This window comes from Bacillus cereus group sp. BfR-BA-01453 (assembly GCF_022662915.1).
In the GTDB taxonomy this organism is placed as follows: Bacteria; Bacillota; Bacilli; order Bacillales; family Bacillaceae_G; genus Bacillus_A; species Bacillus_A paranthracis.
The window spans coordinates 164,098-178,895 of record NZ_JAKUEN010000011.1; the positions used below are offsets into that span (position 1 = coordinate 164,098).

Below are 14,798 nucleotides of genomic sequence, written 5' to 3' on the forward strand. Positions count from 1 at the left end.
ATGTAGGAAGGAAACGTTATTATGAAAAAATTGGGGAACCTCATCCTGTTTATCGGTTTTCTCACCATTATCTTTTCATTTGGCATATTATCGTTACTCAAAACAGACCGAGACATTTCACCAGTTGAAAATCGGCCGCTCGCTCAAAAACCAGCACTTACGAAAGAAGCTCTCCTAACTGGTAGCTTCTTTAAAGATTTTGAAACATACACAAATGATCAACTAATCGGACGAGATGAGCTTATTAAAAACTATACAATTGCTCAAATTAATATGGGCAAATCTCTCATTAACGACATTATTTTAACTGATGATAAATGGCTCCTGAAAAACCCGGCGTGGACAAAAAAATATAATGAAATTGACCAATCCATGCCTGCTATAAACGATTTGTCTCAGTTTTTAAAAGAACAAAACGTTGAGTTTTACTTTGCTTTACCACCGTCAAAAACGAATGCATTATCATTTAAATTACCTTCTCATATTCATACATATGCACAGGAAAATTTAAATTACTTTCTAAAGAAGCTTCCAGCAGACGTAAAGCCAATAAAACTTATGGAACACTTTAAACAGAACTATACAAACGAAGAAATACAAGACATGTATTTCAAAACAGATCATCATTGGAATATGGACGGTGCCTTCTTAGGTTACCAATATATAATGAACACAATCGGGCAACAATCTTCTATATATAAAGAAAAAGAAATAAAAAAAGAAGACTACACTCGGACATGTGCGCAAAATAAACATTTAGTCGGAAGTTTTAACAACCAACTATACCAACTCATCGATGCCAATGGTGAAAAATTATGCTACTACACACCGAAAGACGGTTTCAACTTCACAAGCGTAACCGCAAAAGATGTGCAAGGTACTATTCACCAAAACTTAGATGAAATATACGGCGTAGAAAAACAAAAAGATACAACATCATACGCAGGTTATTACACAGATGACTATCCAGAAATCGTCATCGAAAATAACAATGCACAAAATGAAGTACGCGCCCTAGTCCTAAAAGACTCATTCGCAAACGCAATCGTGCCACACTTAGCACAAAGTTTCAAACATACATCTATCCTCGACCTGCGTCACTATCACGAAAAAGATGTATATCAATACATTCAAGACAACAACATTAACATGGTATTGTTTGTGTATAGTGATTCGAATTTGAGCGGGGATATGTTTAAATTTAAGAAATAGAAAGAAGGCTCTTGTAAAAATACAAGAGCCTTCTTTCTATTAAAAAATCAGCGGAGATGAATCCCCGCTGATTTTTCACTTTATCTATAATCGACTTATAGATTTGGGTTGTTAAGAACGTTCACGTGTACAGCTTGTGAACCGATTTCGCTTGTTAGAACATCTTTCTCACCTAATACTTTGAATACTAATGTACCTTTGTCAGTGTACTTAGTAGTTAAAGTATCGTAAAGGTCTGCCTTAAAGTTTGGAAGTGCAGAATCACTTGTTTGAGATACTGTTACATAACCAAGTTTTACATCGCCAGCGTTAAATACAGCATCGCCGTTTCTATCTAAGTAAAGTTTACCTTGCTCGTCACCAGATTTTACAACACGTACTTTATGTTGTGTATCTTTCGTTAAGTTAATACCTTTTACGATATCATCAAGGTTACTCTTCTCAAGCTCTAATACAGTACCAATGTTGATTTTCTTCTCAACGAAGTTTTCTGTTTGAACTGGTTTAAAGTTTACAGATTTAATAGCAATTGTCTCTTGAACGATTTCGATAGTTGCTTTACCAGCAGTTGCACCATTTTTCGTTAAGTGGATATCAACTTTACCTGGTTTTAAACCTTTAACAACAACTTTATTTCCATCAATTTTAGCTTCAGCTACAGCCGGGTTTTTAGACTCAACTTCATAACCTTCTAAGTTTTCAGGATCAGAGTATACGCGATCTGAAGTGTACTTAGATAATTGATATGCAACTGTGTCAGAAACATTAAGATCAAGTTTTGTATCAGGTGATGCACCGTATTGACCTACTTTAGATACAAGTTCAAAGTTTTTAAATGCAACGTTTCCTTCTGTTACATTCACATATAATGAGCCTAAAGTAGCACCGTTACCGTTTTGGAAGTGAACTGTACCTTCGCCTACTTCGTTACCTGTAACATCAAGTGTTTTCGTACCAATTGAACCAGAGTCAGTCGTTACTACATCTAATCCACCTTCTGCAACTACACCAGTTTTCGGAAGAACTTCTTTAATTGCAGCTGTGTTAGCACCAAATGGATCGCCATATTGGTCAGTTGTTACGAATGTAACAGGTAATTTTTTATTTTGAACAACTTGTAATTTATCTGGGTTAGCTTTTACTGATGCTAATTTACGAGAATCAGTCGTTACTTTAAATTTAACATCTTTCGTTGCGTCACCTACTTTAATAGTAAGTGTTGCCTCACCAGCAGCCTCAGCAGTAATGTAGTTATTTACTACAGAAATAATACCGTGGTTTGAAGACTTAATGCTAATTGATCCTGGATCAACTACTTTATCTTCTCCAGCAATTGTAGCAACTAATTTATTAAGAGATGCTTTTTCACCAACAACTAAGTTTTGGCTATTTAAAGCAAAGTCTTTACCAGAAAGTTTGCTACCGTAGTTTACAACACCATCATTATCAGCATCTAATGCAAATACAGCATTTTTGATTGCAGAAGCTGGTGTATCAAGGTTTTTCACTGTAATAATACCAGTGTTAGAAACTGTTAAACCACCGCGTTTTGTAACTTGTACTTCTACTTTGTAGTCAGCTGGTTTAATGCCAACAGCTAGTTTACCTGTAGTAGAAGTAGCTACTCCACCTTCAAAGATGTTTGCTGATGAACCGTCTAAGTTATTTGCTACAAATTTGACGTCATGGTCTGCTAAGTTTAAGTATTCAACATCAGCGTTACCTTTTTCATCGTTTAATTTGAAAGCAACTGCTTGACCAGCACGATCATCATCAAATGTAAGTTTTTCTACTGCTAATTTTTTAACTTCGTATACAAATTTCGTTACGAAGGATTGATTTTTAACTTTTACAGTAAGATTTTTATTTGGAGCTACTTTACCACCAAGTGTTACAACTGCAGAATTACCGTCAGCACTTGCTTCAATCGCAACAGCTTTGTCTCCTTCAAGAGTTACATCTTCAGCAGCAAGCTTATCTAAGCCAGTTCCTGTTAATGTTAATTTCGTTGGTTCAGAAACTTTCACATCAGTTACATATGCTTGTGCATTATCTTTTTTACCATATTTTTTATCTGTTAATGCGATAAATTGAGCTGCTTCTGCACGAGATACAGATTTATTTGGCTCCCATTTACCACCAGTACCTACAGAAATCCCAAGGTTAATTAGGATGTTTGCTTTTTCTTCACCCCAATGATCTAATAAATCTTCAAATGTCGTAACTAACTCGCCGTTAACTTTATCTTTTAAGTTATAAGCACTTACTAACATAGAAGCAAATGAAGCACGATCAATCTTTCCAGCTGGATAGAAGTTTTCTTTGCCGTCACCTTTAACGATACCAGCTTTTTCAACTGCTGCGATATATTTAGCAGCCCATGTATTTTTAGCATCTTTGAAAGAAGGTTGAGCATTTTCATCAACTGGTAAATTTAAAATTTTAGTGAAGATTACAGCTGCAGAAGCACGATCGATTGATTCGGTTGGACCATATGTACCGTCTGGCTTACCTACAATTGCACCTTTATCTACTAAGTAGTTAATAGAATCTTCTGCCCAATGTCCAGCTGGAACGTCTGGGAATGATTTACCTGCTGCTGCTACTGGTGATACAACACCTGCTACCATTGCTGCTGTCATTGTACCTGCGATTACTTTTTTGTAAGAGTTAGTCTTTGCCATTTTATAAATTTCCTCCTTCAGGAATATGCTACTAGTTTCATATCATATTAAATTTGAAAACTAGCTAGTTAGAAAAGCCATAAAACAATAAAAACATAAACAAAAACACTATAATGAAAAGTAGTTCACATAAAAAGTGATACAAACCGTTTAATGTAAATATAAGGTTTAAATACCATTTTCTGAAACAAGTTCATCATACTATACAAAACTATTCGTTATCAAGAACTTTCTCAAAAGAAGATTCGACACATTCTGATAATTCAGTCTTTTAATCGTATTATTAGTATATTAATAATACTAAAATATAGAAATGAATAAACTGTTTTCCTATAAACCACTCTCACTGCGCTTCGTATATTTTTCATATCGAATACACAATTGGAATTATAGCACATATTTACACTTTATCACCTAAATATTTTTTACAATAAATACAATTTTCAGACTACATTCGACTGAAACTATTTCATTTCGACATTATTTTCTTCTTTTCGAATATTTTTTTAACAGAAAAAGGTGTTAATTTACAAATAATTTACATATCAATGAGGTATTCTTCTATTTTTGAAAGCGCTTTTGATTTGTTTCTCAATAAGGCTAACTACTAATCTGCAAAATATGATTTATTTTTCAGAGCTCGTTTTATATAAAAAAAGAGCCCACATGTTGTGGGCTCTTTCTATTGAAATAAATTTCAATTAGCGAGTTACTGTTACTGGTTTGAAAGCAACAAGTTTGTTATTTTCTGTGTCAACTGTATTTAAAGTTGCATTATCTTTAAGTTCTTTAGCTTTAAGAGTTAATGTACCAGTTGCAAAGTTAACATTCTCTGCAGTTTCTAACTTAAGTACTACTTCTTTAGAAGCAGTTTCTTTTGCTGCTTTAGCAGAGTCTGCCGCTACTGTGAATGGCACACCATTTAAGTCAAATACAAGATCAGTTGCATCAACTTTTACAGCTTCAGAGAATGTAAGAGTTACTTCTTTCTTCTCTACATTTGAAACTTTAGCTGATTTAAATTCAGGAGCTTTTGTATCTTTAACTTCTAGTAATAGGTTCGCTGTACCCATTTTTACTCCATCTTTGTTTGCAACATTAGCTACTGTGAATTTCACTGTTTCTGATTTTTCAAAAGTAAATGTAGATGGTAATTCAATAATTGCATTTGTACCGTCTAATACAATTAAAGTACCTTCTGGTAATTTAGTACCAGCTAATGTGTAATTATTTACATTAGAAGCTGATTCAGCAACCTGACCACCTTTTACTTCTTTCTCAAAGTTTACAGTAATTTTATTTGTAGCTTTATCATAAGCTACAGCTTTTACTACTGGAGCTACTTTATCTGTTTCTTTTTCAGCTTCTTTTTCTACAACTTTTACTTCTTTAGTAAATGCTACAGACTCATTACCAGCTGCATCTTTTACAAGACCTTTTGCAGCAGCTACTTTGTAGTTACCTTTTGCTGGGAATGTTAATGTAATACCTTTTTTATTATCTTTAGCTGGTGCAACAGTTACATCAGCAGTTACATCTTTACTTGTATCTAAGTTAATTACACGAAGCTTTCCATCTTGTGCAGTTACTTCTTTGTCAAAAGTGAATGTCGCTGCTTTATTTTGATCCGCTTCAACTTTTACGAAGTTAGGAGCTACAACGTCTTTTGAAACTTTTACTGCTTTAGATACTTTAGAACCTACGTTGTTAGCTAAATCTTTGTAGCCAACAAATTCAACTGTAAGATCTGTAGCAGTTTCTTTTTCTTTAAGAGCGCCTGTTACCTCAATAACTGCCTTTGTTTTATCTTGTGTATCAACAGTAATTGTAGATTTTAATTCTTCTTTACCTTTTTTAACTACAACTGTTCCTTGACCATTTTTAGCAAGTTCTTCTGAGAAAGTAACTTCTAATGTTGCTTTACCTTCAGCAGTAATTTCTTTCACTTTAACATCTTTAACTTCTGGAGCTGTAGTGTCTTTTTCTACTTTGTAAGTAGCTTTACCTTCGTACATTTCCATAGCGTTATTAGATAAATCTGTAGCACCAGTTACGATGATTGAGAATTCTTTACCATTCTCAAGATTTAGAGCATTAGTAGAAGTGAAAGTATTGTTTTCAACTTTACCTTCAACTTTTTGACCATTAACTACAACAGTTGCACCTTTTGTTGCATCTAATTTCTCGCTGAACACAACTTTAAGTTTTCCGTCTGGAGTAGATACTGTAGATACAGTTGGAGCTACTTCATCGTTAAAGAAGATAACTTCTAATGCTTTTGGAATTTCTTTTCCATCAGTAGCTTTTAAGCCTTCAACAGTTAGAACATATGCTTCTTTATTTTTAAGTTTCGCATCTCCATCTAATGTTAAGATTACAGATTTTTTATCTTCGCCGATTTTTGCAGTAACTGCTGTTGCATTAGTTCCTTGAGAAAGAGTGAATTTCGCGTTCTTCACATCTTCTTCTTTCACTGTAGCGCCAAGTTTAACTTCGATTTCTTTAGCATTGATTGCTTTAATAGACTCAACTTTAGCTTCTTCTTTTTGTCCGAACTGCTTGTCAGTTTTAGCAATAAATTGAGCTGCTTCTGCTTTCGTTACAGATTTATTTGGTTCCCATTTGTCGCCAGTACCAACAGAGATTCCTAATTTAACTAGGATGTTAGCTTTATCTTTACCCCAGCTATCTTTTAAATCATCGAATTTAGTTTCTAAAGGACCGTTTACTTTAGTATCTAATTTGTAAGCTTCTACAAGAAGAGATGCCATAGAAACGCGGTCGATTTTTCCGTTTGGATCGAATACGCCTTCGCCTTTACCTTTAACAACGCCAGCTTTTTCTACAGCTGCGATGAATGGAGTATACCATTGGCCTTGAGAATCACCGAATGATGGTTTAGCATCTTTATCGATTGGTAAGTTTAAGATTTGAGCCATCATTGTAGCTGCTTCTGCACGAGTTAATTCTTTTCCAGGCTCGAACATTCCTTTGTCGTTACCTGTAACTGCACCTTTTTCTGCTAAGTAGTTAATAGAATCAATTCCCCAGTGATCAGCTGGAACGTCTGGGAATGTTTTACCTGCTGCTGCTACTGGAGATACAACACCTGCTACCATTGCTGCTGTCATTGTACCAGCGATTACTTTTTTGTAAGAGTTAGTCTTTGCCATTTTATATATTTCCTCCTTAGGAATGTAATACTAGTTCCATACTGTTTTAAATAGATATTCTATTTATTTTTGAAACTAGTAGATATAAATGTGGTTAAAGTATTCCTTATACAGAATAATAGAATATCCCATATTAAAGAATCATACACTCTTTTCATCTAATTTAAAACCTTAAATTCGACAAAAAAGCGAATTTTCACAATTCGAAACGATCGTTTTTTCGACTTTCATTTTAAAGGATCCAGATCTAAAAATCAGAATATTTTAAATGAATAGAAAAACGCGTCAGAATTACATTTATAACAAACTTCTTATAACCATTTACAACTATAACAGAAAAAGCTTTCCAATTACAACATCTAACTATAGAGATATTACGACATTAATCGACAACTTATTTTTCTATGATTCGACATTTTTATTACCATCAGATTTTCCAAAATTACCATACCTATTTTCTTATCATTTACTAAATAAAACGTTAAATACCAACATTCATTATATATTAATGTTAGGATTTTTAAACATACATCTTATCTCTCAAACTTCTTTCTTTATGAGCATATGTTTACAATCACTTACGTAATTCGACATTTTTCTACAAATTTATTTTTTCTTTCGACATTTTCTTTTTTCAAAAAATAAAAAAGAGGATGTCCTCTTAAATTAAGATCCCATTCCTCTTTTTTTGAACTCTTTTGAATTCAAGTCACTTATGATGTATCGAGACGCTGTTGAAATTTGCTCTCGTAATTCTTCTACTCTTTGTTCCAATGTTTCTTGTACATATTCTTTTTGTTCTAATTGCTTCGTTGCGACATTATACAAAGTTTCAGACGTCCAATCACCATCTACGTTTCCGATAATCGGCTGATTTACTTGTTGTAAAAATGAATCGATCTTTGGATCATATGAAATACCGACCATAGGAATATTAGCAACCGCAGATAGTATGAGCGCATGAAGTCTCATACCGATTAGAAGCGAACATTCCGACAAAATTGAAATTTTCTCATGAATATCGAGCTTATACGGAAGCATATGAGCTTCTTCTCCCATTAAATTAATAATATCGCGTGATGCATTTTGATCAAATGGTCCATGCATTGGCACGAATAAAATATGGTATCCATCACGCTTAAATTTTTTCAGCGTATCTGCTAGCTTCTTCATATAATCTTCTTTCGCGTCCCAATACCTCACACTAACTGCAATTACTTTCCCTTGAATCGCATGTTTTTGCAACCACTCCGACTTCATTCCTTCTGGTTGACATGCCAATACTGGATCTGGAACTAGTTCGATATCCTTCTTAATACCAATTTCTTTTAAATACAAAAATGAATCTTCATCACGAACTGATATATATTCCGCTTTTGATACTTGCCATTTCACTAATAAACGATTTTGTCTTTTCGTAATTGGACCAATTCCTTGCGCATAAATATAATACGGCTTCTTCAAAAAACGAGCAATTCGCATAATACCCGTATAGTACAAAATACTTTTAATACTCGTTTTATCTTGAAGGAGGCTTCCTCCTCCGCTAATTAAGCCATTACTTCTCTTTATTTCCTTATAAATTGCTCTTATATCCCAGCGATTTACTGCCTCTACACCGTACATTTTCCTTGTATAGTCGGGGTCATTCGAAAGTACAACAAGCTCAAGAGTAGGATCCTCTTCATGTAGCGCTTTAATAATTGATTGCAAAATTGCTTCGTCCCCAACATTATAAAAACCATAATATCCTGATAAAACTAACCGCACTCTTAATCTCCTCCAACATTTCGCAATCAACTTTTTGTCATTCAACAAATCGCTATCAACTCTTTAATAAGAAAAGTTGGATAACTTTAAATTGATTTCTTTCACAAACATACAAATAGCCATACTCATTTATGGACTCATTTACTTACGTAAAAATGGGATTTGCTTTTTGGATATCCAGTTCAACTTTAATGCGCATATGCCATATATGAACAAGGCCACACAAAACGCTACACCACTATATATTATTGCAATAAGTCTAGAATCTACCACATTTATGAAAGTAGATGTGAAATACAATCCTATACCTACTATACTAGATACCCCAATTACAGCAAAAAATCTCCCCATGTGAATCGAATAAGCCAATTCTTTTCGAATGTATATATAGTTTACGATACAAATCATGATATATATGATAAGTGTACTATAAGCCGCACCAGTTATACCAAATTGACTTACAAGTACTATATTTAATATGACTTTTACAAAACTCGCTCCAACAACTATCCACGCCGCTTGCTTAGAACGGTTAATTCCTTGCAAAATTCCTATTGATAATACCATAAGTGACGTAAAATACGAACTACCAATTAAAATAGCTAACATTCCGCTCCCTTTCGCATCTGTAAACAATCCAACATTTAACGGGATTGTAAGTGCCATGAGCCAGATTGTTATCGGCGTTGTTAAAACATGAGCAAGCTCATTTGTCCGTTCAATTGTTTGTTTTGCTAACACTCTATCTTTCTTTGTTAATGCAGCAGTTAACAATGGGATTAACGGAAATACCATCGCACTTGCAAACACGACAATTAATTGTGTAAACGCAAATCCACGACTATATATACCAAATTGTTCTTGAATCGTTGTAGTGGATTCATACAACATATGTGGAATCGTTACAGAATCAACTAAATTTAACACCGGCATCGATAATGCTCCAACTGCAATTGGAATCGAGACCTGAAGTATCTTTTTTGCATTATCTTTAAAATCTTGTAGTGAATATGTATTACTTTTATAACGATATATACTTTTTACATACTTCATTCTCAAATAGATAAGTGACGTAATTACTCCAAGGCAAGAACCAATCATTGCGCCGCCTGTTACAACATCACTCTCTTTATTCCAATATACAAATAAAAATGCAATTGCTAACATAAAGAAAACACGAATGAACTGCTCAATTACTTGTGACACCCCGGTAGGAATCATATCTCCAAAACCTTGGAAATATCCTCGATATACCGCCATATATGGTGCGATTAATAACGCAAACGAAGTTACGATTAATGGAAGTCTTGTTTCTTGTCCACCAAGCATATTTGCAAACATACTTGATCCAATCATAATAACTGAAAATCCAAGCACTCCAAATATTACTCCAATAATAGATGCTGAAGTAAATAGTTTGGCAATTCCATTCTCGTCATTCTTCTCATGAAGTTCAGCGATTAATTTTGATATAGCTAGCGGTACTCCCGCTACTGATAAAGTTAAAGCTATCATATACACAGGAAAAACAAGGCGAAAAATCCCCAGTACTTCATCTCCTGCTATATTTTGTAATGGGATTTGAAAAAAACTTCCCAACACTTTCGATAGAAACGTTGTAATCGTTAAAATCGCAGCGCCTTTCACAAACTTATTATTCATCTTCTAGCTCTTTTCTTTCAATATATAATTTTCATACATATTACAACATAAAACGAGATAGCTATATTCTTCTCTTTTTTGAAAAATTTCACTTTATCTCATTTAGCTATCATACCAAATTTCTTATACATTGAATACTCTCTTTCTTTCTATGTTTTAAATATAGTATGTACAATAACGCCTTATTTATATCCAGTTATTTCTTCAATTTACTACTTCTACTTATTCGGGATAAACATGTGCTATAATGTAGCTATTGTCAGTAAGAGGAGTGTTTACAACATGCTGAATTCGGTAAAAAAGCTGTTAGGAGATTCTCAGAAGAGAAAACTAAAAAAGTATGAACAACTTGTTCAAGAAATTAATAATCTGGAAGAAAAACTATCTGATTTATCTGATGAAGAATTGCGTCATAAAACGATCACATTTAAAAACATGCTTCGTGACGGAAAAACAGTGGATGATATAAAAGTTGAAGCGTTCGCTGTTGTACGTGAAGCAGCAAAACGTGTACTTGGATTACGTCACTACGATGTGCAGTTAATTGGTGGCCTTGTACTATTAGAAGGTAATATTGCAGAGATGCCAACTGGTGAAGGAAAAACATTAGTTTCTTCTCTTCCAACATACGTACGTGCTCTTGAAGGAAAAGGCGTTCACGTTATTACTGTAAACGACTATTTAGCAAAACGAGATAAAGAATTAATTGGCCAAGTTCATGAATTTCTAGGTTTAAAGGTTGGATTAAATATTCCTCAAATCGATCCTGCCGAAAAGAAACTTGCTTACGAAGCTGATATTACATACGGTATTGGAACAGAATTTGGCTTTGACTATCTACGTGATAATATGGCCTCTTCAAAAAATGAACAGGTACAACGTCCTTATCATTTTGCTATTATCGATGAGATTGATAGCGTTTTAATTGACGAAGCAAAGACACCTCTTATTATCGCTGGTAAGAAATCAAGCAGCTCTGATTTACACTATTTATGTGCAAAAGTTATTAAATCATTTCAGGATACTCTTCATTACACATACGATGCAGAATCGAAATCTGCTAGTTTTACAGAAGACGGTATTACAAAAATAGAAGATTTATTTGATATCGATAACCTATATGATTTAGAACATCAAACTTTATATCATTATATGATTCAAGCATTACGAGCTCATGTCGCTTTCCAATGTGATGTTGACTATATTGTACACGATGAAAAAATTCTACTTGTAGATATTTTCACGGGTCGTGTTATGGATGGTCGCTCTTTAAGTGACGGTTTACACCAAGCTCTCGAAGCAAAAGAAGGCTTAGAAATCACTGAAGAAAATCAAACACAAGCATCCATTACAATTCAAAACTTCTTCCGTATGTATCCAGCACTATCTGGTATGACAGGTACAGCAAAAACGGAAGAAAAAGAATTTAACCGTGTATATAACATGGAAGTTATGCCGATTCCGACAAATCGTCCGATTATTCGTGAAGACAAAAAGGACGTCGTATACGCAACAGCCGATGCTAAATATAAAGCTGTACGTGAAGATGTTCTAAAACACAATAAACAAGGACGCCCGATTTTAATTGGGACAATGTCTATTTTACAATCAGAAACCGTTGCTCGTTACTTAGATGAAGCAAATATTACATATCAATTATTAAATGCAAAAAGCGCAGAACAAGAAGCTGATTTAATCGCAACTGCTGGACAAAAAGGTCAAATTACAATTGCGACGAATATGGCCGGACGAGGTACTGATATTTTACTAGGTGAGGGTGTTCACGAACTTGGTGGATTACATGTAATCGGGACAGAACGCCATGAATCGCGACGCGTTGACAATCAGCTAAAAGGTCGTGCTGGTCGCCAAGGTGACCCAGGTAGCTCTCAATTCTTCCTTTCTTTAGAAGATGAAATGCTAAAACGTTTCGCACAAGAAGAAGTCGAGAAATTAATGAAATCACTGAAAACAGATGAAACAGGACTTATTCTAACTTCTAAAGTCCATGATTTTGTAAACCGTACACAATTAATTTGTGAAGGTAGCCATTTCTCAATGCGTGAGTACAATTTAAAGTTAGACGATGTAATAAATGACCAACGTAACGTTATTTATAAATTACGTAATAACTTATTACAAGAAGATACAAATATGATTGAAATTATTATTCCAATGATTGATCATGCTGTAGAAGCCATTTCTAAGCAATATCTTGTAGAAGGTATGCTTCCAGAAGAATGGGATTTTGCTAGTTTAACAGCAAGTCTAAACGAAATTTTATCAGTAGAAAATATGCCATCATTATCAGCAAATAATGTACATTCACCGGAAGATTTACAATCCGTTTTGAAAGAAACATTATCTCTTTATAAAGAGCGCGTAAATGAGCTAGATAGCCATACTGATTTACAACAGTCGCTACGATATGTTGCCCTTCATTTCCTAGATCAGAACTGGGTCAATCACTTAGATGCAATGACCCACTTAAAAGAAGGCATCGGACTAAGACAATATCAACAAGAAGACCCTACTCGTCTTTATCAAAAAGAAGCTTTAGATATCTTTTTATACACATATGGTAATTTCGAAAAAGAAATGTGCCGCTATGTTGCAAGACATTTAGGTGTTCCTGAAAACGTACAATAACGAGGTGAAAGATTATGTTATCATTCCTAAAAAAAGCTAAGAAAAACGGAAAAGATACGACTGTCTCTAGTAATCAACTATTCGGACAAGAAAGCACAAATACTGAAAATAAAACTGTAAAACCAACGCTTTACTTCCACCCTAGCTGGGGTGCAGTAGGACAAGAACAAAAATACATTTATCAATTTTTACATAAAGAACTACCACGTTTAGAAGAATATCAAATTTCTTTATCTGGAATTGAGATTGAAAAGCGTGATAACGGTTATGACGTAGCTGTATTTATTCGCAGCACTGTTCCGAAACCAATTTCTTTAGAAGAAGTTACATTAATTCTTCTAAATAAAGAGAAAAAATTATGCGCGCGAAAAACATTCAACCTTTCTGCATTAGGAGATATTCCTGCAAATGTAAATATGCCGTTTATTTTTACATTTGAGCAAGAAACAATTACAGATGCTGAATTATCGCAAACGGATTGGGAATTAGCGTTCGAACTTGAAAGTAAGCATGTATTAGATTTAGATCCATCTTGGGAAGCTCAGTTACCTGAAGCAAGCAAAGAAGCTTTACGTAATTTCGTGGACAATTTAACACCTCCACATGATAGTGAAATGAACTTCCTAGGTCTGCAAGCTGCACGAAAAGAAAACGGCGATTTACATACAACGCTTCTTATTCGTAACGGTTGTAAAGACAACATTCAACTAGAGCAACTTCCTCTTCATATTGAAGATGCCACAGGTGCAGTTGTTGTTAAAGGCGCTTTCACATTACCGAACCTTGAAATTAAAGCGAACACTACAAAACCGTGGTCATTTGTCTTCCCTGCTTCATCTATATTAAAAGAAGATATGGACCTATCTTCTTGGAAGGCACTTGTACCACAAGACTAATCATAGAGAGGCTCGCCTCTCTTACTTTTTTTCATACAAAAAGCCTGCTCAAAAAGATGGTCATCACACCTCTTTGGACAGGCTTTTTCTTTATGTAAAATTTATTTCGTTACGAATAAACGTTCAATATGATATTCAGCTTCTAATTTGCACATTTCATCTGCATGCTTTACTTTATTTCTTTTTAATTGCTCCACTTGTTCTTCGCTCGGTTTTTCATTAATAAGCTCGTTAATTTTTTCATTTACTTTCATTGCTAACGCTTGATGGAAATCTGGATGTCCTTTCAACTCGTCATCTACTTTATTGATCCAAGTTGATTTTGTGTATAAATACTGTTTCCACTGTTCAACAAATTGTTGCATATCAAACTTTTCTTCGTTCCATTCAATTTCTTTCATATACTTCTCAAAAGAAACAACAATTGAGCGTGTAATCCCAATCTTCACTCCGTGTGGTAACTGTTTGTACATCAATTATTCCCTCCAGCTTAAAGCTCTTCCTTCTGACAAAAAAGGAATCTCAAAATTCATATACATTACTATAATATCACATACCTAATCTAGAATGTTACTATACTGCTAAGAGGAATAAATGTCAACAGACGTATAACATCTTGATATACAGATGTTATAAACAAAAAAAGAGGTTGTCCCAAAAGGTCGTTAAAAACGAACTTTTGGAGACAACTTCTTTTATTTTTCCTGTATATGGATAAAAACCCCAATCATAAGTAGAAAAACAATGGGTTT

At 34.2% G+C, this 14,798-nt stretch carries 8 protein-coding genes; 3 read left to right on the forward strand and 5 right to left on the reverse strand.

All coding sequences use genetic code 11. From position 1 onward, the window contains the following. Positions 1 to 21 precede the first annotated feature (21 nt). Positions 22 to 1,212 (forward strand): secondary cell wall polysaccharide O-acetyltransferase PatB1, encoded by a 1,191-nt coding sequence (patB1, locus tag MR070_RS20180; protein ID WP_242261913.1) that lies wholly within the window; start codon positions 22 to 24, stop codon positions 1,210 to 1,212. 95 nt (positions 1,213 to 1,307) lie between these two features. Here patB1 and ea1 read toward each other — a convergent pair whose 3' ends face one another. The 4 genes from ea1 to MR070_RS20200 all read right to left on the reverse strand — a co-directional run bounded on the left by ea1 (position 1,308) and on the right by MR070_RS20200 (position 10,501). Next, positions 1,308 to 3,896 carry an S-layer protein EA1 gene (ea1, locus tag MR070_RS20185; RefSeq protein ID WP_242261914.1) on the reverse strand — a complete coding sequence of 863 codons (2,589 nt, stop codon included), beginning with the start codon at positions 3,894 to 3,896 and terminating at the stop codon, positions 1,308 to 1,310. A 701-nt stretch (positions 3,897 to 4,597) separates the two neighbouring features. Further along, positions 4,598 to 7,069 (reverse strand): S-layer homology domain-containing protein, encoded by a 2,472-nt coding sequence (locus MR070_RS20190; protein ID WP_242261915.1) that lies wholly within the window; start codon positions 7,067 to 7,069, stop codon positions 4,598 to 4,600. Between the two features lie 666 nt (positions 7,070 to 7,735). Further along, positions 7,736 to 8,839, reverse strand: a complete 1,104-nt coding sequence (csaB, locus tag MR070_RS20195) for a polysaccharide pyruvyl transferase CsaB (protein WP_001241608.1) — start codon at positions 8,837 to 8,839, stop codon at positions 7,736 to 7,738. 141 nt (positions 8,840 to 8,980) lie between these two features. Beyond that, positions 8,981 to 10,501 carry a putative polysaccharide biosynthesis protein gene (locus MR070_RS20200; protein ID WP_139895720.1) on the reverse strand — a complete coding sequence of 507 codons (1,521 nt, stop codon included), beginning with the start codon at positions 10,499 to 10,501 and terminating at the stop codon, positions 8,981 to 8,983. 282 nt (positions 10,502 to 10,783) lie between these two features. Between MR070_RS20200 and secA2 the strand changes: the two genes are divergently transcribed. Then, on the forward strand, positions 10,784 to 13,150 hold the full coding sequence (gene secA2, locus MR070_RS20205) for an accessory Sec system translocase SecA2 (RefSeq protein ID WP_113741918.1): 2,367 nt from the start codon (positions 10,784 to 10,786) through the stop codon (positions 13,148 to 13,150). Positions 13,151 to 13,164: 14 nt separating this feature from the next. Beyond that, entirely contained in the window at positions 13,165 to 14,046 is an 882-nt protein-coding gene (locus tag MR070_RS20210; RefSeq protein ID WP_242261916.1) for an accessory Sec system S-layer assembly protein, read from the forward strand. 101 nt (positions 14,047 to 14,147) lie between these two features. Here the strand turns inward: MR070_RS20210 and MR070_RS20215 are convergent, their stop codons facing one another. Continuing rightward, a complete protein-coding gene (locus MR070_RS20215) occupies positions 14,148 to 14,519 on the reverse strand; it encodes a hypothetical protein (protein ID WP_000278023.1) in 372 nt (123 codons plus the stop codon). Positions 14,520 to 14,798 lie beyond the last annotated feature (279 nt).